Source organism: Rhizobium indicum, assembly GCF_005862305.2.
Lineage (GTDB): Bacteria > Pseudomonadota > Alphaproteobacteria > Rhizobiales > Rhizobiaceae > Rhizobium > Rhizobium indicum.
The window spans coordinates 124129-145360 of the sequence record NZ_CP054024.1 but is presented as its reverse complement, the minus strand read 5'-3'; the positions used below and the strand labels follow the sequence as shown (position 1 = coordinate 145360).

The window sequence follows — 21232 nt, the reverse complement described above, 5'->3', positions numbered from 1 at the left end:
AAATTGCGGTTAACGGCTTGTCTGCTGGTGGTTTTTGAGGCGGGTCAAACTGACGATCGAACTGCCGATCTTTGCCGGATCGTCGTGATCGTATAATGGGGGCATCGTCCCAGCGCGCTCCGATATACGTGATCGGATGTCGGCGCGCGGCGTGCCGTAGAGGCCGAGGATTGGATTGTGGTCATGATCTGACATGGCATCCTCCTTAGGTTCCGCCGCCGAGCGAATGGACGAAGATCGTCAATTCCTTGACCGTCGTGTCGCCGAGAAGCCCTGCCCAAGCAGGCATGACGCCGTGTTTGGGAGCGGCTACCTGGCGCATGATCGCATCCTCGCCGCGTGCCTTCAGCCAGATCGCATCGGCGAGATCCGGCGCGCCCATGTCGGCCTTTCCTTTGGCGTCGTCGCCGTGACATGCGGCACAGTTATCGAGGAAGACCTGTTTTCCGGCCTCTGCGAGACCGGGGTCCGACGGTGTATTGGTCAGTCCCCAGACGTAAGCCGCGACCTGTCTTGTCTGGAGGGGATCCAGAACATCGGTAAAGGGCGGCATCTCGGAAGCATGAGTGTCCGTATCCCCGTCGAAGCGAATCCCATGCGCGATCGTCGCCTGGATGGCATGCAGGTCTCCGCCCCACAGCCAATCGTCGTCGTTGAGGTTCGGAAATCCCGGGCCGCCGCTTGCTCCCGAGCCATGGCATGGCGCGCAGTTCACCTTGAATGCAGATGCGCCGCCGGCGATCGCGAATTCGCGAAGAGCAGAATCGGAATCGATCTCGTCCACCGTCTTGGCGGCGATCAGATCATGAAGCGCCGTCTGCGATGCTTTGGCCTGATCCAGGTTCTGCCGCAGCTCGGCGCGGCTGGAAAAGCCCAGCATACCCTTCGTGGCGTCGGTAGTCATCGGGATCGCGGGATATGCGATCGCATAGCCCAACGCCCAGACAATGGTGGCGTAGAAGGTCCACACCCACCAGCGGGGCATCGGATTGTTGAGTTCGCGGATGCCGTCCCATTCATGTCCGGTCGTTTTGACGCCGCTAAATTCATCGATGTGTTTTTCCGACATCTCAATCATCCTTCAAGGGAATATCGGCGGCCTCTTTCGCCGTCTGCTTGCTGCCTGGGCGAAGGGTGAACACAACCGCGCCGACGAAGAATGCCGTCATTGCCAGGAGGCCCCAGCTGTCGGCGAAGTGTCTCATTGCAGTGTAGGTTTCCATGGATCACCTCATCGGTAGCCGGTCGCATCGTCGTAGGTCGAGAAATCGACCAACGTTCCGAGCATCTGCAGGTAGGACACCAAGGCATCCATTTCGGTCAGCGCAGCAGGATCGCCGTCGAAATCGCCGGTCTTCGCCTTCGGATAGCGGGCAAGCAGGGCCGTCGTATCTGCGTTCGGATCGGCTTGGGCCTTCATGTCGGCCTCCGCGTTCGCAAGCATGTCGTCGTCATAAGGCACGCCCACGTCCTCGTTGGCCTTCAGGTCCATTCCCACGTCCTTGACCGTCACCCTCTGTTCTTTGAGAAAGGCGTAACTCGGCATGATCGACTCCGGCACGACTGCCCGAGGATCGGCGAGATGCTGGGCATGCCATTCGTTGGAGTAGCGCGCGCCGACACGGGCCAGATCCGGCCCGGTTCGCTTGGATCCCCATTGGAAAGGATGGTCGTACATCGACTCGGCCGCGAGCGAGTAATGGCCGTAACGTTCGACCTCGTCGCGGAACGGCCTGATCATCTGGCTATGGCAGAGGTAGCAGCCCTCGCGGATGTAGATGTTTCGTCCGGCCAGCTCGAGCGGCGTATACGGCCGTATGCCTTCCACCTTTTCGATCGTGTTCTGCAGGTAGAAAAGCGGTGCGATTTCGACGATGCCGCCGATGCTCACGACGAGCAGCGAGCCGACGAGAAGAAGCGTCGCGTTCTTCTCGAGGATCTGATGTTTATCGAGTATCGATGCCATGTCTCACCTCATTCGGCAGGCTGTGCTTGGGGCACGAAAGTGGTTGGGATCGCAGCTTCGTCGCGCAGATGGCCGCGGATCGTCATGAACACGTTCCAGGCCATGACGAGACCGCCCGCCAGGTAAAGCGTTCCGCCGACGGCGCGCAGCACGTAGTAGGGGAACATCGCCGCGACCGTCTCCGCGAAGGAGTAGACGAGGAAGCCCTGGGAATTGTACTCGCGCCACATGAGCCCCTGCTGGATGCCGGCAACCCAAAGCACGGCGGCGTAGACGACGATCCCGAGGGTTGCGAGCCAGAAGTGCCAGTTGACCATCCGCAGGCTGTAGAGACGCTCGCGTCCCCATAGTTTCGGCGTCAGGTAGTAGATCGCCCCGAAGGTGATCATTCCCACCCAGCCGAGAGCGCCGGAATGCACGTGACCGATCGTCCATTCGGTATAGTGGCTGAGCGAATTGACGGTTTTCACCGACATCATCGGGCCTTCGAAGGTCGACATCCCGTAAAAGGCGATGGCGACGATCATCATACGGATGATTGGATCGGTGCGAATTTTGTCCCAGGCGCCCGAAAGGGTCATGAGACCGTTGATCATGCCGCCCCAGGAGGGCATCCAGAGCATGATCGAGAAAACCATGCCGAGCGTCTGGGCCCAGTCGGGCAGTGCCGTGTAATGCAGATGATGCGGACCGGCCCAGATGTACATGAAGATCAGCGCCCAGAAGTGGATGATCGAAAGGCGGTATGAATAGACGGGTCGGTTGGCCTGCTTCGGCACGAAATAGTACATCATGCCCAGGAAGCCGGCGGTGAGGAAGAAGCCGACGGCGTTGTGGCCGTACCACCATTGGGTCAGCGCGTCCTGAACGCCCGAGAAGACAGAATAGCTTTTGGAGCCCAGGAACGACGCGGGAACCGCCAGGTTGTTAACTACGTGCAGCATGGCGATGGTGACGATGAAGGCAAGATAGAACCAGTTTGCCACGTAGATGTGCGGCTCTTTGCGCTTCAGGATCGTCCCAAGATACACTGCGAGATAGGCGACCCAAACGATCGTCAGCCAGAGGTCGACGTACCACTCAGGTTCGGCATATTCACGGGCCTGGGTGATTCCAAGAACGTATCCGGTCGCAGCCAGCACGATAAAAAGCTGGTAGCCCCAGAATACGAACCAGGCCAGGTTGCCGCCGAAAAGACGCGCGCGACAGGTGCGTTGCACCACGTAGAACGACGTCATGATTAGCGCGTTGCCGCCGAAGGCGAAGATGACCGCCGACGTGTGAACGGGCCGCAGCCTCCCGAAATTGAGATAAGGGGCGATGTTGAGGTCAGGAAAGGCCAGTTGCAGCGCGATGATCACGCCAACCAGAAAACCAACCACGCCCCAAAACACCGTGGCGATCAAGCCATACCGTATCACCTCGTCGAAATAGCCGGACTTATCGACTTTGCGCTGTTGGCCTGCCGGCGAAAAGTCGACCTTCCTGACCATCAGCACAGCCCCCATAACGAGGCAGAGGCAAACTATGCCCATATGGACCGCAAAGAGATGATCACGCGCGAATGCGGCTACTAGCAGCGCTAGAAACGCCGCGACCGCGATCACCATCGTTTCCGTTGTGTAATTCATGATGTCGTCCCCAGTACGCCGACGACCGCGTCGCGGCCGTCTTTCTCGCCACCACTGTCACGAAGCCGCAAAATGCTCCTTGATCCACATCAACGAGAGGACAGAAAGACGGGACGACGCTGCGGCTATAAATGCAAAGGCTCTTGATCCGTTGACACATGCTGACTACTCCACCGTCAAGTTCACGTTGCGTCATTCATTGTTGCCCTTGGGCAAGCCCACTCGGAGGCTCATTTGCGTTTGAGCGTTCAATCCCGGGTTTTGACGGTTCATCATTTCCTTGCAATTGAAGGAACGAGCTATGGGCCAGGTTTATGGCTGAACACCCAACGACAGGGGCAATCCATTTAACATATGGAATACTGAAGAGAGAGCTTCGGAGCTTTCCGATTGGCTATGGAGTCACTGCAAAACGTTGGCCAACGGACTACGCGTGAGCGACAACGCCTTTCCCTTCCTGCTTAGGTTGGGTGTCTGGCCGAAATGGGAGCAGTCCAGCGGTGGTTGGCCAATGGTGGTAGAAGTCGACACATTAATCATCTCCGTCAGGTTCTCGACACATCTATGGCTGGTGACTGCGTTCGGCAGCAAGCCTGCGCAGCGTTTCGGCGACGACGCGAAAGAGATCGTGTGAACGGCATTTTTGTTCTGGAAGACGATTGCGGAACGCCGCGCAGTCCTGACACCGCTGGACATGCCCGCCGAGGCGAGCGGTCCGGCCAAATGCCGCGATAGCGGCTTTGTTCAATCCTGAATGTCGATCGGTCCTAGCTGTCGTCCTAACGAGTGGCTTCTACGGCGACCTGCGGATTTCGTAGCGGATCGTCAGTCTTTTCGTCCCAACGGCCTGCTAATCCACCGTTATCACCCCGGGAGTGCCTCTCGCACGTTGGCGACATCTTCAGCTGTGACGCAAATGGCGGCACCGCCCCAGTTGCTGAGAACGTAATTTGCCAGTCGCGCGATTTCTTCATTGCTCATTTTCCACCCAAACGGCGGCATGTGAACTCCCCCCTGCCCGCCGGTTGTGCCGGCAATGATCATTTCAATCAGATGCTTAGCCTTAGGGACACCATTCCCGGCAAGCGATGGGATCATTGACTCGATGCCTTCGCCCCGAGCGCCGTGGCAAGTCGAACAATTCACCTCGTAGCTAAGTGCTGCCTGTGTCATTGCGCAGGAAGGAATGGGCATCGGGGCGCGGGTGGAATCAACGACGAGCGATCGACTTAAAACGAAGAGATTGCCCGCCTGGTGGACTGAGCCACCGAAGGCCGCAACGACGAGCGCACCAATAATGTTTTTCCACTCGGCCATTGGTCAGCCCTTCTGCAATGCGCCGGGTTTGCGAGCGTAATTTCCGCAGATCGCGCGCGCCGCGCGTAACGCCAGCGCGCCCACGGTTCCCGTCGGATTGTACCCACCGTTGTTGGGAAAGGCCGATGCACCGACGACGAAGACGTTGTGGCAGTCCCAGCTTTGAAGGTACGAATTTACCGCCGAACTGGTCGGGTCGGCCCCCATGACGGCGCCACCTATCGTATGGTTTGACGCGCCGATCGCCGTGGTGAATGGTTTCTCGGCGAAGTTGAAGGCGCTGAACTGCGATGCGCCCATTCGCTTGCCGATTTGTATCGCGCGATTCATGGTGAACGTCGCCATGGCGCGGTCATTTCGGGCATAGTCGTATGTCAGACGTAACAGCGGAAGGCCGAAGGGATCCTTGTAGGTGGGATCGAGATCAAGGTACCCACGCTTGATCGGCATCGATGTCCCTTGATTGAACAGGACTCCATAGTTCTGGTAGTAGTTCGAATAAGCTCTCTTGAAGCCCGAGCCCCAGCGTGGCGTGCCCGGTGGTAGCTTGTTGGCGTTGGCAATCGGTGTGCCGTCGCGCGAAAGAGTCAAGATGCCCGCCCCACCGATGAAATCGAGTGACGAGTGGTCGAAATTGTCGCTGTTGTAGTCGTCGATTTGAGAGCCTAGGCCACCGGCCCCGATGAACGGATTGATGTGGTCTTCCTCGAACCAGAGATCTGCCCCAGACACGGTCTGGAAGCTGAAATTGCGGCCGACGACGCCTTCGCTTGTGAGCGGGTCATACGGCTTGCCTATGCCCGACAGAAGCATTAGTCGAACGTTTTCCATTTGGAAAGCCGTTAGACAAATGATATCGGCCGGCTGCAGAACCTCGCTACCGTTCTGGTCGATATAGGTCACGCCGGTCACAGATTTTCCGTCAGCAGCTTTGTTGACGCGCGTGACACATGCGTTGGTGATGAGCCTGAAGTTGGGGTTATTATTCAACAGAGCTGGAAAGACGCACGTCTGCGGACTTGCCTTCGAATAGTTGCCGCACCCGTAGGACGAACAAAAGCCGCAATAGGTACATGGCGCCATCGTAACACCGAGCGGATTGACATAAGCCTGCGAGACATTCGCACAGGGAATAGTAAAAGGGTGAAGACCCATCTCCGATGTCGCCTTGTTGAAAATCTCCATCATGCGGAGCGTTTTCAGCTTCGGTGTCGGGTATTCCCGCGACCGCGGCCCTTCGAAGGGATTGCCCCTGCTTGTGAGCTTGCCCCTGAGGTTGCCTGCCTGACCGGCTACGCCTGCAATTTGCTCCCAACGATCATAGTCGGGTTCCAGCTCAGCGTAGGTGATGCCCCAGTCCTGCAACTGCAATTCCCCGTCTTCAGCGCGGGCCATGCCATAGCGTTCGATCGTTTCGCTACGAACCCGAAAGTCCCAGGGATTGAAGCGCCAGGCCATTCCTGCCCATTGGAACCCCTGGCCCCCGACGCCTCCGCCGAGCTCCGAAATACCGAAGTCACGCTGTGGCACGGCCGTCTGGTCCAACGTGTTGCGCATGGTGAGAGTGGTGTCGTGCGGCGGTGCGAGCAGCTCCCTGCGCGTTTTCCAGCGCAACTCGTCGGGATCAGCCGTAAGCGGCGTATCTGGAAAGGTATCTCGCCAAGGACCGCGGTCAATCGCAACGACGTTCATATTTGCGCGGGAAAGTTCCGCGGCCATGAGCGAACCTGCCCAGCCGAACCCGACGATGACAGCGTCAACCTTGGGATTGGTGCGTCTGGTGGTCATACTTGTTGAACCTCGATAATTGCAGGAAGCAGAGAAACGCTTCCTCAGTTCTTCGGAACGAGACTGACGGGGACCAGATTGAGCTTCTGTCCTGTCCGGTCGGTGTAAGCTCTGTAATCGTAGCGAGCACCGGGGAAGCCGATCATCTTCCAGCCCGCCATATCTTTGTTCCCGCCATAGTACGGATCGGCGAAATAACCCTCGCGGACATTGGTCAACATAAGTTCGAAAAAAGCCCCAGTATTGAGGGCCATTCCCAATTTGATCGTGCCCTGCTCCATACCTGCTAGAATTTCATCCTGGCGGCTCGGCGGCAGGTCGGCGAAGGACGCGCCGTCCGTTTCTAAGATATAAGCTCGCAGCGCTTGGAGGCCGGCACGGTATCGCTCGCGCGGTATGGCGATAAATTGGGCCTTCTGAAGCATTTGCTCTTCGTGCGGTTGCTCAGGTCCTTCTCGATAGAGCGTCGAGGCTTCCCCGTACCCGCCGGTAAGTTGTGCGTCGAGGAAATCAAGGCATCCAACTTTCGATGCTGATGGTCCAAACTGATCTTCGGGAATCAGACGATCGAATACCGCCTTTAGGGTCCTCACGTCCTCATCATCCATGAGAGCCTTGCGAAAACCCCCGTGCTCGATCGACTTCAGGGGGGATCTTTTATTTGAGTCAGTCCCGGTGGGGGATCCACTCATTTCCTCGCCACAGGCGGGCTTGCATCCGATCGGACCGGCGGCAACGAGCGCCCCGATGAGAGTTAGTACGTCTCTCCTTTTCATATTGGAGCTTCCCTTTTGCAACAAAGCTTATTGCCGCTCATCCCAAGGCCATCAGCCTGAAGCGGGTGGGCGTTTGCGTCCTTGAAAAAGGACCGATGCAAACGCCAGCGTCGCTCCGACCGCACTGACGATCAGCAAGGCTTTGTTGAGCCCCACTGCGCCGGCCGCGCCACCAATAATGGGTGGACCGACGAGAAATCCGGAATAGCCGCAGACCGACACAAATGCGATCCCGAGACCGTCTGGCACCATCTCACTTGCATTTCTGAAGATGATAGGCACCAGGTTAGCCATGCCTATGCCCAGTAAGGAAAAGCCGGCGAGCGCAGCTGCGAAAAACGGGATTGACAATGCTATTGTCATGCCCGCCGACATGAGGCCGCCGCTAATCGCAATCATGGCGCGATCACCGATAACGCTTCCGATGCGGTCTCCTGAGATCCGGCCGACGATCATAAAGACCGCAAAGGCCAGGTAACCCAGGACGGCAGTCTGAGGCGACGTCGGCCAGTAGTCCTCTAGATAGATCGTGCTCCAATCGGCGATTGCTCCATCGCTCATCATGGTGAGGAATGACAGGAATCCGAGCAAAATGAGCCTGCCGTTGCCCAATGCCCCTAACTGCAGACTGATCCTGCTCCGATCAGCGTCCAGATCAAGGTGTGGGAAGAGTCGCCAAGAAAGCATTAGAGTGCCAACCAGCAAGGCAATGGCCTGGACCAGCGGATGATAGCCTCTACCAATCCACCAGTAGGACAGAAGTGAACCCGCAAGCGCTCCAATGCTGGAGAAACCATGCAGTAGCGATATGACGGGATCGCTTCCTCTCTTACCAAGATTGGTGCCCTGGTCGTTCATCGAAACGTCCATTGAGCCGTTCGCGGCGCCGAACAGGCCGACGCCGACCAGGAGGGCGATGTGGTTTGGAGCTACAAACACAAAACATAGCGCAGCTGGAAAGAATAGGCAGGACAGGATCGATATCCGCCGGCTCCCGAAAATCTGCACGAGATAGCCCGTGAGCGACATGATCAACACCGCTGCGGCTCCCATTGTTAGGAACACGATGCTGAGCCCGAACTCGCTCAGACCAAACGACCGTCGGATATGAAGTATGTTTGTCGCCCAGGTGCCATATACCACTCCGTTTATAAAGAACTGGAAAGCCACCGCCATGACCCGCGTTTGGGGAACAAATATGCGAGCGTTACTCATTGGAGGCTCCGCTTCCGTTGTCGAGATGGATCAGGACCTGCGTAGAGCTGCCAGAACCATCAGGCCCGTGGGTTGCTGGTCTATTCTAATGAAGCAAAGTAATCGCTCCAGACTTGCCTGAGCTTCGAGACGAGAGCCGTCATGGTTGAGGGGTCCTGGGCAATCAATGGGTACTTCTCGTCGAAAACGATGAACGAGTTTTCGATTGCAAGGTGCCCCGCAGTTTTGGTCCAGTCGATCGTGCCCGCATACGGCCTGAACACCTTCTGAAGCGGGAGTATAGGTGCTGTCCACAGCGTGCTCGGAATGCCGCTCCTAGCAAGAGTGTTGCGCAGCCCTTGTCTGATGTCCGCCATTGATCTCCCGTAGTGATCGACTGCCCCATAGTCGATACCGACGCGGATCTTGTGCCAAACATGCGTTTGGTGGGAGCCGGGCTGGGTGATTTTGAGAAAGGGAACTTGTGCCGCCTCCGCAACGAGTGGCTTCATAGCCTCCTGGAGCCATTCTATCCGTTGATCGAGATGCTCTAGCTGATCGATCACCAGAGCCGCCGAAAGCGGGTTTAACCTAAACATGCCGCCGATCTGCTCGCACTCACGAAATACGGCATATCCTTCGCGCAGCCCCTCCTCAAAGTGATAATTATGCTTTGGCGTAGGAAGGCCGAAGTTGCAGATATCGCGTGCCTTTTGGGCAAGGGCGGCATTTCTCGTCACAAGGAAGCCACCGTCGCCGGCGGAGAAATGCTTGCTTTTCTGCATGCTGAAGCAGCCGATGTCAGAAAGAGTCCCAACATACTGTTTCTTATAGAGTGCGCCGTGGGCCTGGGCGCAGTCCTCAATGATGGGAACCCCTTTCTCCCGCGCAATGGCGGTAATCTCGTCCATTTCGCAGCTCAGGCCATGCATATGAACGACGATGATTGCCTTGACGTCCGGCGTAATCGCTTTAGCCACTGCCTCGGTAGAGAGATTGTAGGTGTCGCTATCAATGTCGACGAAGCGGGGAATGGCGCCGATAAGAGTCGCTGCAAATGCAGTGGCGCTCCAGGTGTAGGAAGGCACAAGAACAACGTCTTCCGGCCCAACGCCGAGTGTCAGGAGGGCCACAATCAGCGCGGTAGTGCCGCTATTTGTCGAGACGACATGACCGCCGCCGATCCAATTCTCTACCTTCTTTTCAAACTCATTAATGACTTCCAGACCCGAGCCGGAAAGTTCACCAGACGAAATACACGCGATGACTTTCCGGTAGTTCGCTCCCGTTAAAATCGGCCACCGATGCAGCGTCCGGGTTCCGCTTGGCTCCGCAGAGGGAACCTGAAAGTTTGGCTTTGATGGCATTTAATTCATCCCCGTGGGTTGGTGCATCCAGGGCGTCAAAGTTGCCCGCTTCCATACTGAGCACATCTCGTGCCAACCAGATTTCCATTGAAAATAAAAAGGAAATTCGAACTGAGCTGCGTCGTATGTCCGACATTGGACAATGATCGTGTAGTGCTATCATCGGCGCGGCAGTACCGCTATTTGTCGAGACGACATGCCCACTGCCGATCCAATTCTCCACTTCTTTTCAAACTCAGTAATGACTTCCCGACCCGAGCCGGATAGTTCACCAGGCGAAATACACACGATGACTTTCCGGTAGATCGCTCCCGTCAGAATCGGCCACGGATGCAGCGTCCGGGTTTCGCCGGGCTCTGCAGAGAGAATCCGAAAGTTCGGGCTTGAGGGCATCTCTATCTATCCTCTGTCTGGTTGGTGCATCCTCGGCCTACTCTTAGCACTGCTCGTGCCAACCAGACCCGCATCGGAAATGAAGGGGAGTTTCGCGCTTGGCGGTGTCGGATGTCCGACATTGGACGTGCTCATGTCCAGATTGTTGTCTTCAGTTGCCCCGACACAGGTGAGTCGAAACCCATCTTGAGTTCTGCGGTTTCCATCTCTGGGAGAGGGCTTTCGCGCCCCGTTCGGCCTCATTTGTATGACGGCGGTCTTCGCGCGAGCTGTTTATTACTCTGCCGCACGCGTTCACCGTGCTCGCGAAATGCTATCTCCGTACGTTTTTTGCTCTGCCTGATGTGGCGTTTCCGCACCGATCCGCCGCCAATAATGTACGAATTACGGGCTGCCGGCTCATGCCCAGCTCGATCTCCCTCGCAAACCTGCGTGCTGCCAGCATGCTCCACTCATCGTCAAAGGCTTTCGTTAGCTCCGATAACGCTCGCCGCCACGGGCCGGAGGTGGACCTAAGAAATCGTTCAGAAACGGTTCTACTTATCGACCCAATACTGTCTAATGTTCCCAAACCCGCGACTGAATTACACTTGCGCGGAAGAACAAAGGGAACAACAATGCAAGCGTTAAAACCGCTACTAAACAACTGCGCAATGATGTCGGCTAGTAAAGCCCTTACGGCCACCAGCACATTGGCATGGGCGCTTATGCTCATCTGCATTTCAAATGCAGCACCTGCATCTGCCGAAGAAAATATTTCCATCTACTTCGTCGGGTGTGCGGCGCCAACCGGCTTCCACGGCTATCTTGCGCGCGGCGCTGAAGAGGCCGGAAAAAACCTTGGAGTCAAGGTCAACTATATCTATCCCGACCAGCTGACAATTCCCAACCAGATCCAAAAGATCGAGGAAGCCATGGCAGCTCAGGCGGACGGTATCGCGGTTTGCGCTTTCGCCGACGACGCCGCCTATGCCGATGTGGCTGCACGAGCCAAAGAAGCCGGGATCGCGTTCGGCAGCGCCGCGGCGCCTCCGCCGGGGTCGCACATTCGAAAGCCGGACGATATTTTTCTCTTCCGCGCCGGTTCTGACGAAGGCGCCGCCGGACAGCTGTCGGCCCGACGTCTGCGCGACATGGGCGTAAAAGGACGCGTGGTTGTTGCCAATCAGCAACCCGGTGACGCAACTTGCCAGCTGCGTGCAACCTCCGAAATAGATGCCCTCAAAGCCGGTGGGATCACGGCGGACTTCCTGGAAATGTCAATGGATCCGGGCCAGCAGGCCGAAACCCTATCCAACTATCTGCGTCGCAACCCTGACACAGTCGCCGCGACGAGCACATGTGACGTGGTGGACGGCTTCCTGACGGCGAAAGCGGACAGCGGACGGAACGACCTGATCCTGACCGGCTACGACATCAATGCACAATCGCTCACGGCGATCAGTGATGGGCGGCAGGCTTTCACGATCGACCAGCAGCAGTTCTGGCGCGGCTACATGCCTGTTCTGCTGCTCACTCACTACCTGAAATATGGCTTGCTCGAAGGAAACTACTTCCTGACCGGCCCGACGATCGTGGACAAGACCAACGTTGAGAAGGTTCAGGCGCTGGTGGGCAAGGGTTATCGTTGAGCGATAGTCTGGGAGCGACCCGGTCATTTCGCCGGGTCGCAATCTTCTAATCAATTTGGCGGGAGGCCAAAATGTCCGACGAAGTCCACCTCGCCCACGCCCCTACACGCAGCATCGCTTGCGCTGAAGCGTTCCGCCGCTTCATGCTTCGGCCTGAAGCAACATCGGTCGCTGCCGTTGTCATCCTTTTCATCCTGTTTTCCCTACTCGCGCCGCAGCTGTTTCCGACCAAGATTACTTATATCAGCATCATGGCGATCGCTGCTGAACTCGGGATCGTTTCTATCGGCGCGACGCTGTTGATGATCTGCGGTCATTTCGATCTTTCGGTCGGCGCTGTACTCGGCCTCACATCTTACGTTTGTGTTGTATTGATGCGCGATTATGGATTTGATCCAGTTTCGGCATCGGCCGTCGCGATCGCCGCCGGCGCAGCGCTGGGGGCGGTCAACGGATACATGGTTGTGCGTTTCCGCATCCACTCTTTCGTGGTGACGCTTGGCACAATGCTCATTTGGCGCGGTGTTTTGATTGCGCTTACCGGCGGATTTCCGATGACGGTGGAGATCCCTGCAAGCTTCCGGGCGACGATGGCCGGACCGTTGATCAGCGATTTTCGTATGTCGATGTTATGGTTTCTCTTGATAGGGTTTTCAGGGACGCTTCTGCTCTCCCGTACGAAACTCGGTAACTGGATCCAAGCACGGGGCCAGAACGAGAACGCGGCCAGGAATCTCGGCGTACCGGTCGATAGGGTCACCATCATCGTCTTCATGATCTGCTCCGCGCTGGCTGCCATCGCAGGAATAATTCAGGTTGCACGCTTTGGATCCGTAGATGCGCTGCGGGGCGAAGGTTTCGAACTTCAAGCGGTCGCAGTGACAGTGATCGGGGGGACACTCCTCTCCGGTGGCTATGGTAGCGTTATTGGAACGATCCTGGGCGCCGTTACCTTCGGAATGATCCAGGTCGGGCTGGTTCTCGCGGGAGCCCCGGGCCATCTCTTCAAGACCCTCACCGGAATGATCGTGGTTGGTGCCGTCATCCTCAATACATCGATCAGCAAGCGGATGTCAAAGTCGCGACCTTTGTCGGGCTATCGTCGGGACAGTTCGACAGCAGACGCAGCAATCAACGCCCAGACCGCGATCAGCAAGAACACGAACGGATGAATTGAAATGAGCAAGGACGTGATCTCTAATGACAGCCAGGCAGCGGTCGCTACTCGTGCCTTACCCGCAGGCAGCGGCAGCGATGATATGAGGGGGCTCACGCGCCAGATTGAGCCAATTAAACCGGCAGACGTGCCGGTCATTGAAGCCATCGGACTATCGAAGGGCTTTGGCGCGACCACGGCGTTGGTGGATGTGTCTCTCAAAGCCTACTCGGGTCGTATTCTTGCCCTTTTAGGCGACAATGGAGCGGGCAAGTCCACGTTGATCAAAATCCTTTCCGGAGTATTTCCAGCGGATCGCGGCGAGCTGCGCTTCAATGGGGAAGCCATTGTTTTCCGCAATCCGAAGGACGCGCGTGAACGTGGCGTCGCCACGGTGTTTCAGGATTTGGCGGTTTGCGAACTTCTCTCCGTCACCCGTAACATCGTTCTCGGACGAGAACCGCAACGAGGTTTAGGCCCGTTCAAATGGCTCGATCTAAAACGCGCAAATGAAATGGCGCAGTCGGCTCTTCATCGGTTAGGCGTGCGCTGGGAGCGCGGTTTGGACGAAAGAGGAGCAAACATATCCGGTGGCGAGCGCCAGTCGCTCGCTATCGCCAGGGCCATGTATTTTGGATCCTCTCTCCTCATTCTCGACGAGCCGACATCGGCCTTAGCGGTGCGGCAGGCGGGCAAGGTTCTCGATCATATCGTCACTGCCCGCGACCAAGGTCAGGCCGTCATTTTCATCACCCATAACTTCCGGCACGCCCTAGCGGTCGCTGACGATCTTGTTGTCCTCTCGCAGGGAAAGGTTGTTGGCACCTTCAGGCGCGACGAAGTCAATCTCGATGACCTCACTGACCTTGTTGCCCATGTGGGCTAAGTGCTACGTTTTAGAAAAAGTGCGCCGTCAACCTGTTTAGGCATGAGGTCGCGTTAGTTGATTGTGAGTTTCTCGGCGGGGAGAGGAGTGTCGACTGGGGAATGGTCTCTCCGCCCAATTGGCGACAAGATTCGGTCAGCGACGCCGAGTCTCAGCGATCGCTATCTGAGTGCTGCAGGCGCTCCGAAAGCTGCGGCATGTTCGATGCCTCGCTAAAACGCGCAAGTGAATCTTCGGCACATTTTAGAGTGTTAGCCATCAGCATGGCGATCGTCATAGGCCCGACACCTCTTGGAACGGGCGTGATCCCCGCCGCGACTTTTTCAGCCTCCTTGAAAGCAACCTCTCCGACAAGCCGTGTCTTGCCTCGCCTTATTCTGGAGCCAGCACGCGGTTTATACCGACATCGATGATTGTCGCGCCTGGCTTCAGCCAATCACCGCGAACCAATTCGGGACGGCCGACCGATGACAAGAGCATTCAGCCGGAAAGGTTGTCTCCGTCGGCGTGCCGAATGAGCATCATAGCACCGGCCGGTGTGCAGGAGACCAGTCCAGTAACGAGATTCCCACTCGCCACTTTCCCGGCGTTTACGACGTGCAGGCCATCGACGTCCTTCTCCGGCAGAATAGACCGGATGATCTCTTCTTGCTCTAAGTGTTTCGGCAATGGCAACTGAACGAGGATTCCGTGGATAACTTTGTCCGCATTCAGCAGCGCTATCCGATCTAGCAGCTCTTCCTGTGAGGTTTCTGCAGGAAGATTATACTGCATCGAACGGAAGCCACACCGGCTGGCCAGCTCGCTTTTGGCGTTCAGATAGGTACGGCTAGCCGGATCGTCCCCAAGAATGACCACTGCGACCGGCTTCGACCCCAGAGGTGTTCTGAAGCTCAGCTGCCCTTGCCTTCACTGCATCGAGGACCCGATCGGCGATTGGTTTTCCCAGCAAAACATACGCCATGCCTCACCCCATCCTTTCCGAAGCGAAGCTGCCGGGGCTTGCCGGGAAGACCACGGTGCGATTGCCGTTGATGAAGGTGCGGTGATGGATATGGGCGTGGATGGCCCGCGCCAGCACCTGGCTTTCGACATCGCGGCCGATCGAGACATAGTCGTCGGGTGACTGCGCATGGGTGATGCGCGCCGTGTCCTGTTCGATGATCGGGCCTTCGTCGAGATCGGCGGTGACGTAATGCGCCGTGGCCCCGATCAGCTTCACGCCGCGTTGATAGGCTTGTTTGTAAGGATTGGCGCCCTTGAAGCTCGGCAGGAAGGAATGGTGGATATTGATGATCTTCCCGGACATTTTCTGGCACATCTCGTCCGACAGGATCTGCATGTAGCGGGCGAGCACGATCAGCTCGGTGCCGGTCTGCTCGGCCACGTCCATGATATGGGCCTCGGCCTGCGCCTTGTTGGCCTTGGTGACCGGAATATGGTGAAAGGGAATGTCGTGGTTGACCACGACCTTCTGGTAGTCGAAATGGTTGGAGACGACGCCGACGATATCGATCGGCAGCGCGCCGATCTTCCAGCGGTAAAGCAGGTCGTTCAGACAATGGCCGAAACGCGACACCATCAGCAGCACCTTCATGCGCTTCTCGCTGTCGTGAAAATCATAATCCATTTCGAAAGGAGCGGCGACGGTCGCGAAACCGGCGTCGATATCGGCGCCCGAAAGCCCCTCTTCCGAAATGAAGCTGACGCGCATGAAGAACTTGCCGGTATCGAGATCGTCGAACTGCGAGCTGTCGATGATGTTGCAGCCCCTGTCGGCCAGATAGCTCGAAATCGCCGCGACGATGCCGCGCGTCGACTTGCACGTCACCGTCAAAACATAATTGGTCATGCTTTATCCCTAATTCGCTGCGGTGCCATCACGACATTCTCTTGCGTTGGCGGAAAACGGCTGTTCACTTTCGACTTTTCTCAGAAAGCCTTCGAGCTCCTCTGGCGCTATGCTGACCAAGTGCCCCTTCTCTGGGTATGCACCAGATCGCACGTCTTCAGCATATTCGCGGAACGCTTCCACACGCTCCCGATGCAGCCGATCGAATTCAGAAGCAAAATCGCGGTAGACTTTAGCATGGCGAGGATAATGACCCCGGTTCTGCCCAAGCACATCCTCGGCAAAAAGGTATTGGGCATCACATCCTGTGCCCGCACCCATGGAAAGCATCAGGAGTGATGTGCGTTTGGAAATCGCCGCAGCGACCTCGCCAGGCACTACCTCGATTTCAGCTGCGAAGGCGCCGGCCTCCTCGAGAGCTTTCACCTGACGCCAGACCTCAAATGCACTGGCGGCCGTTTTACCGACTGCGCGAAAGCCGCCCGTCCATGTCGCTTTAGACGGAATAAGCCCGACATGGCCACAGACCGGGATTCCTTCCTCCCGTAGGCGTCGCACGGTCGACATTCCGGCGGCGCAGTAGACAGCGTCGCCGCCGGCACGAATTGCCTCGAAGGCGGCTCGAAGATAGTCCTCAGCAGTAATCAGATCATCCAAACCGGGAAATGCGAACACGGTTGGGGCCACCTCGCGAAAGGCGGGGCCAAGCAGTTCCGGAGGAACCGAGACGAGATCGATGCCCGCCTTCTCCGCCGCCTCGGCTTCCTCAAGCGTGACGACCCGCAGCATGCTGAGCTGCCTGTGACCTCTGATTGACAACAGGTCGGCGACGGTCGGGCGGCGATGATTCATGGAAATCTCCAGCACGTTTTAGAGTGAATGGTGGCAGCTTTACGCGGCCAATAGTTTTTTGAGGTTGGTTTTTGGGGAAGCAAGCGCTTCCCGGTCCAGCCGCCGTTTTGCAGCGATTAGCATCTCGGCAAGTCGAATATCGCGCGCGACGGCGTTTCCCGGGCCAATGCCGCTAGCGGCAATCAAGCGATCTTCGCCATCAAGATGAAAGAGGATGAACGCCCCCTGATCAAGGTCGCGTCGAACGGTTGTCGCAGCACCATCGGAAAGACCGGCGATCTGAAGCGTCAGTTCATATTGATCCGACCAAAACCAGGGCACGCTTGCGATTGCGAGGCCCCTGCCCAGCAGATTGGCCGCAACGAGCATTCCCTGATCCTGCGCGTTCCGCCAAGCTTCAAGCCGCACCCGGCGTTCGCGATAATGCGAAAGTGGAAACGAGCAACAATCACCAGCGGCAAAGATGTCAGGGTCTGATGTCCTGAGCGTGGCATCGACGGCGATGCCGTTGTCAATCAAAAGTCCAGCAGCCTCGGCAAGTTCCACATTGGGGATGACTCCGATGCCGACGACAACAATATCGGCCAGTCTGGTGGTTCCGTTCGCAAAGAGAATTTGCACCTTATCATTTTCAGTTGCGATGGATGTGATTTGCTCACCGCATAAAATGTTCACACCCTCCTGCCGGTGTCGCTCGGTGACGACCTTCGCGATTTCTGCCGGCACCCCCCGCGAAAGGACGCGGGGTGAACTCTCGATCAGTAATACCTCGGCACCGAGTTTCCGGGCGGTCGCAGCAATTTCCAGGCCAATGAAGCCGCCGCCGACAACGGCAAGACTCTTGCCTGGCGCTAATGCCTCGTGGATCGCGACTGCGTCGCCATGGTTCCGCAGCATGCAGATGCGCCCCAAACCTGGATCACCGGATACTCCTGCAAAGGGGCGCGGCCGGGCACCCGTCGCAAGGAGAAGCTGATCATAAGGAAATTTTCGGCCGTCGGAGAGCCTCACCAGTTTGCTTTGCCGATCGACCGTGTCAACAGGAACGCCTGTTAGAATGGTGATCCTGGCCTCTTCGTAACGCGCCGGACCGGCCACATATTGAGGCGGTGCGGCACTGGCGAGACCCGTTTTTGAAAGTGGTGGCCGCTCATAGGGAAGATGTGGTTCGGCGCCGATCAGGGTGATGTCGCCGTTAAAACCTTGCTCCCTTAAAGCAAACGCGGCCCTTGCTCCGCATTCTCCGCCACCGACTATAATGATCTTACTCATCTTTCCTCCCCGTCGCGTGAAGCGTCGCGTCATCGAATTACGAAATCGCGATGAAGACGGTCCCGGCCTCCACCTTCGCCGGATAGGTTTTCAGATTGACGCAGACCGGCGCTCCCATTGCCTCGCCAGTCTTGTAGTTGAAGCGGCCATTGTGCTTTGGACATTCGATGATTTCATCCATGACAAGCCCATCAGCCAGATGTATTTGCTCATGCGTGCACAAGCCGTCCGTTGCATAATAACCACCATCGGAACTGCGGTAGACCGCGAACGTGCGCCCGTCATGATCGAAGCGGATGAGGTCTTCCTCATCGATATCATCGACCCCGCACACCTCAACCCAACCTTGGCTCATGTTTGCTCCATCCGAATGTCTCGCTTCGATCTTGATCGTGTTCTGTCACTCGACGGCGGACACGCGTTGAGCGCCGTGAAGTTCCACATGATAAGGTTTCGCCGTCGGCGGCAACTCGCGCTTGACGTAGTAGTCCTCGTAGCGCAGCTGTCGAATAAAGGCCGGGATCATCTCGCGGTAGCCATCAATAATGGAGGTATTGGGTGCCGGCAGGTCGTGCTTGATGAGCGCGTGCAGCTTCGGTAGTGCGTGGTAAGGCACCATTGGGAACATGTGATGCTCAACATGATAGTTCATGTTCCAATAGATGAAGCGGCTGATCGGATTCATGTAGACTGTGCGGCTGTTCAGGCGGTGGTCCGTTACGTTGTCTGCAAGGCCGCCGTGCTGGAGCAGGCCCGTCATTGCAGCATGCCACGCACCATAAAGTCGAGGTAGACCGATCAACAGGAGTGGCAGGACCGAGCCGAGCCACATCGACAACGCGATCGTCCCTGCATAGCTCGCGAGCCAGATCCGCGCCACGCGGACGACCTTGCGCTGTTCCGTCTCCGGGATAAACGTCTTCTCCTCTTCCGAGACATTGCCAGCGGAATTGCGCAGCATGTCCACAACTGCGTGCCAGACATCGAGAATGCCGAAAAAGTCGAGGATTAGCCGCAACAGATCCGGCGGCCGCATGACGGCGATCTCTGGATCGCGGCCGACGATCACCGTATCGGTGTGATGGCGCGCATGGCTCCAACGCCAGGTTACCGGATTGCGCATGATCATGAAGCAGGCGATCTGGTAGACAATAGCGTTCATCCATCGCGTCTTGAAGGCGGTGCCGTGGCCGCATTCGTGCCAGCGGCTGTCGGAGGCCGAGCCGTAAAGCACACCGTAGGCCAGGAAGAAAGGCAGCGCGATCCACGAGCCCCAGAAGTAGATGCCGAGCCCCGCAAAAACTGCCATACTACCGAGCCAGAGGGCCGTGTCGCGGATCGCCGGCGCATCGGAGCGCTGCATCAGCGCCTTCATCTCCTTGCGCGGAATGTCGGTGTGATACCATTCCGCTGCCGCAAGTCCACTCGCAACCGCAGCTCGCGATCCACGACCAACCAGGCTGTAATCTCTTTGCGCTAAAACCATGGATTGCCTCCGTCGCAATGCTGAGGCACGAGCCTAGAGGTTTAGTGGACCCTTCGTTAGAGCCGCCTTCGTCCTTTTCTCCAGAACCACTTCTTCCGCAAAAAAGTACGCAGCAATTCGTCCTGAACAACGCATATCCGGAACTCAGCACGTCTCAGATGGTTAACCAGACGTCGGTTGTTTTTCAAAAGTGCCGCTATTTTCAGCATCAATGAATGCCGCTCGCAGGCAGGCAATTCCCTCCCGCATGGCCTTCAGGTCGATGCCCGCGTAACCCAGTATGGCGCCCTGTTCAGGTGGGCTGCTGAAAAACTGCCGCGAAAGCGGTGAGAAGTTCACGCCCTGTTTTTGTGCTGCGGCCCAAAGCGTCTCATCTTCGACTGCCTGCGTGAACCGACCGACAAGCTGCATACCGGCGTCACTTTCCTCGATAGAAAGCCAGCGATTGAGACTGTGGTGGCACATTGATACAAACACCTTCTGGCGCTCAGCATAGAGGCGCCGCATCCGGCGAAGATGCGTGGCGAAGTAGCCCTCGCTGATAAAGTCGGCGAGCGCCGCCTGCAGCAGGAGAGATGGATAGTGTCCGGTGTTACTGGCGACCCGCTTAAAGCCGTCGGCGAGATGTGGGGGCACAACGACGAAACCAATCCTGAGAGACGGAAAGAGCGTCTTGGCAAACGTGCCCATGTAGATCACGCGGCCGGATTTGTCTAAGCCTTGCATCGCCGGTATCGGCCGCCCTCGAAAGCGATATTCGCTGTCGTAGTCGTCCTCAACGATCCAGGCATCATGCCTTTCGGCGATCTGGAGAAGCCGAAGCCGATCTTCCATGCGCATCACGCAACCTAGCGGCCACTGGCAAGACGGCGTGACGAAGATCAGGCGCGGCGCTGGGCGAGCCTCATCGTCGAGCGACCAGCCATCCCGTCCGACCGGCAAGGGCACGAGCCTTGCTCCGGCGCTCAATAGCGCATTCTGAGCGCCAATGTAGCCGGGCTCTTCCATCCAGCAGACGTCTCCCTCATCGACGAGCACACGCGCGAGAATGTCCAGGGCAGCCTGGGTGCCATTGACAACGATCACCTGTTCTGGTCCGCAATCGACGCCGCGCGAAGCCTGCAAGTACTCCGCAATCGCTGTCTTCAGCCGAGGATGGCCCGTGACCCAGTGATAGCCATAGAGGTCCTCCTGGGAGTAGCGGGTGTGCCGTTTGAGCAGCCGCGCCCACGTCGAGAAGGGAAAGCTTTTGATTTCTGGATATCCGGGATGGAATGCGATGTGACCGGGGATCGTTCGGTCTCGAGGCTGTTTCGCCATCCTCGACCCTCGCGACGAGAGAGACGGCGCGCCGGTCTTGTCAAGAGCATTGCGCGCAGTCACAGCATCTGCAGGCAACGTCGCTACCCAGGTGCCCGATCCGGAGCGAGATTCAAGATAACCCTCAGCGAGTAGGGCATCGTAGGTACTGATCACAGTGTTGCGGCTGACGCCGAGATCCTCAGCCATCAAACGAGTTGGGGGAAGGCGTGTGTCGGCCTTCAAACGACCGGCCAGTATTTCTGAGCGCAACTTCTCGTAAAGCTGCCGGTGCATCGGAACGCTGGCTTCTCTATCGAGAACAAGCATATCGGAGGGAAAGCGGGTGCGACATTTAGTCAAATT

General features: G+C 57.3%; 19 protein-coding genes and 2 pseudogenes. 3 read left to right on the top strand and 18 right to left on the bottom strand.

Features of this window, described 5'->3' with window-relative positions; genetic code table 11:
* Positions 1 to 9: 9 nt before the first annotated feature.
* The 11 genes and pseudogenes from FFM53_RS32515 to FFM53_RS32465 all read right to left on the bottom strand — a co-directional run bounded on the left by FFM53_RS32515 (position 10) and on the right by FFM53_RS32465 (position 10039).
* Positions 10 to 195, bottom strand: coding sequence for a hypothetical protein (locus FFM53_RS32515; protein ID WP_028734518.1), 186 nt, complete (start codon positions 193 to 195; stop codon positions 10 to 12).
* Positions 196 to 205: 10 nt separating this feature from the next.
* Positions 206 to 1069 (bottom strand): cytochrome-c oxidase, cbb3-type subunit III, encoded by an 864-nt coding sequence (ccoP, locus tag FFM53_RS32510; protein ID WP_138333594.1) that lies wholly within the window; start codon positions 1067 to 1069, stop codon positions 206 to 208.
* A gap of 1 nt (position 1070) precedes the next feature.
* Entirely contained in the window at positions 1071 to 1223 is a 153-nt protein-coding gene (locus FFM53_RS32505; RefSeq protein WP_010067378.1) for a cbb3-type cytochrome c oxidase subunit 3, read from the bottom strand.
* 8 nt (positions 1224 to 1231) lie between these two features.
* Entirely contained in the window at positions 1232 to 1966 is a 735-nt protein-coding gene (gene ccoO / locus FFM53_RS32500; RefSeq protein WP_018481505.1) for a cytochrome-c oxidase, cbb3-type subunit II, read from the bottom strand.
* Between the two features lie 8 nt (positions 1967 to 1974).
* Entirely contained in the window at positions 1975 to 3597 is a 1623-nt protein-coding gene (gene ccoN / locus FFM53_RS32495; protein WP_138333596.1) for a cytochrome-c oxidase, cbb3-type subunit I, read from the bottom strand.
* Between the two features lie 571 nt (positions 3598 to 4168).
* Positions 4169 to 4315: pseudogene (locus FFM53_RS37135) on the bottom strand (IS91 family transposase); the annotation flags it as partial.
* 146 nt (positions 4316 to 4461) lie between these two features.
* Complete coding sequence (locus FFM53_RS32485; RefSeq protein WP_131588198.1) at positions 4462 to 4914, bottom strand: c-type cytochrome; 453 nt, start codon at positions 4912 to 4914, stop codon at positions 4462 to 4464.
* Positions 4915 to 4917: 3 nt separating this feature from the next.
* Positions 4918 to 6702, bottom strand: a complete 1785-nt coding sequence (locus FFM53_RS32480) for a GMC family oxidoreductase (RefSeq protein WP_138333600.1) — start codon at positions 6700 to 6702, stop codon at positions 4918 to 4920.
* Positions 6703 to 6746: 44 nt separating this feature from the next.
* The gene (locus FFM53_RS32475; protein ID WP_246413386.1) at positions 6747 to 7310 is read right to left on the bottom strand and encodes a gluconate 2-dehydrogenase subunit 3 family protein; all 564 of its coding nucleotides are present in this window, start codon (positions 7308 to 7310) and stop codon (positions 6747 to 6749) included.
* A 219-nt stretch (positions 7311 to 7529) separates the two neighbouring features.
* Positions 7530 to 8693 carry an MFS transporter gene (locus FFM53_RS32470; protein WP_138333604.1) on the bottom strand — a complete coding sequence of 388 codons (1164 nt, stop codon included), beginning with the start codon at positions 8691 to 8693 and terminating at the stop codon, positions 7530 to 7532.
* A gap of 80 nt (positions 8694 to 8773) precedes the next feature.
* A complete protein-coding gene (locus FFM53_RS32465; protein WP_138333606.1) occupies positions 8774 to 10039 on the bottom strand; it encodes a DegT/DnrJ/EryC1/StrS aminotransferase family protein in 1266 nt (421 codons plus the stop codon).
* A 1010-nt stretch (positions 10040 to 11049) separates the two neighbouring features.
* On the opposite strand from FFM53_RS32465, the gene FFM53_RS32460 reads away from it, so the two are divergent.
* The 3 genes from FFM53_RS32460 (at position 11050) to FFM53_RS32450 (ending at position 14105) form a co-directional block, all read left to right on the top strand.
* Positions 11050 to 12063: a substrate-binding domain-containing protein gene (locus FFM53_RS32460; protein WP_163925925.1), complete on the top strand. Its 1014-nt coding sequence runs from the start codon at positions 11050 to 11052 to the stop codon at positions 12061 to 12063.
* A 71-nt stretch (positions 12064 to 12134) separates the two neighbouring features.
* The gene (locus FFM53_RS32455; protein ID WP_138333610.1) at positions 12135 to 13235 is read left to right on the top strand and encodes an ABC transporter permease; all 1101 of its coding nucleotides are present in this window, start codon (positions 12135 to 12137) and stop codon (positions 13233 to 13235) included.
* Between the two features lie 6 nt (positions 13236 to 13241).
* Positions 13242 to 14105, top strand: a complete 864-nt coding sequence (locus FFM53_RS32450) for an ATP-binding cassette domain-containing protein (RefSeq protein ID WP_018485034.1) — start codon at positions 13242 to 13244, stop codon at positions 14103 to 14105.
* 151 nt (positions 14106 to 14256) lie between these two features.
* Here the strand turns inward: FFM53_RS32450 and FFM53_RS32445 are convergent.
* The 7 genes and pseudogenes from FFM53_RS32445 to mocR all read right to left on the bottom strand — a co-directional run bounded on the left by FFM53_RS32445 (position 14257) and on the right by mocR (position 21163).
* A pseudogene (locus tag FFM53_RS32445) lies at positions 14257 to 15069 on the bottom strand (tetrahydrofolate dehydrogenase/cyclohydrolase catalytic domain-containing protein).
* 3 nt (positions 15070 to 15072) lie between these two features.
* Positions 15073 to 15957, bottom strand: coding sequence for a formyltetrahydrofolate deformylase (gene purU / locus FFM53_RS32440; RefSeq protein ID WP_138333611.1), 885 nt, complete (start codon positions 15955 to 15957; stop codon positions 15073 to 15075).
* A gap of 9 nt (positions 15958 to 15966) precedes the next feature.
* Entirely contained in the window at positions 15967 to 16809 is an 843-nt protein-coding gene (locus FFM53_RS32435) for a 3-methyl-2-oxobutanoate hydroxymethyltransferase (protein WP_131714164.1), read from the bottom strand.
* 39 nt (positions 16810 to 16848) lie between these two features.
* Positions 16849 to 18081 (bottom strand): NAD(P)/FAD-dependent oxidoreductase, encoded by a 1233-nt coding sequence (locus tag FFM53_RS32430; protein ID WP_138333613.1) that lies wholly within the window; start codon positions 18079 to 18081, stop codon positions 16849 to 16851.
* Between the two features lie 37 nt (positions 18082 to 18118).
* The gene (locus FFM53_RS32425; RefSeq protein ID WP_018485038.1) at positions 18119 to 18436 is read right to left on the bottom strand and encodes a MocE family 2Fe-2S type ferredoxin; all 318 of its coding nucleotides are present in this window, start codon (positions 18434 to 18436) and stop codon (positions 18119 to 18121) included.
* Positions 18437 to 18481: 45 nt separating this feature from the next.
* A complete protein-coding gene (locus tag FFM53_RS32420) occupies positions 18482 to 19567 on the bottom strand; it encodes a fatty acid desaturase family protein (protein ID WP_138333615.1) in 1086 nt (361 codons plus the stop codon).
* A gap of 162 nt (positions 19568 to 19729) precedes the next feature.
* Positions 19730 to 21163, bottom strand: a complete 1434-nt coding sequence (mocR, locus tag FFM53_RS32415; RefSeq protein WP_246413384.1) for a rhizopine catabolism transcriptional regulator MocR — start codon at positions 21161 to 21163, stop codon at positions 19730 to 19732.
* Between the last annotated feature and the right edge of the window lie 69 nt (positions 21164 to 21232).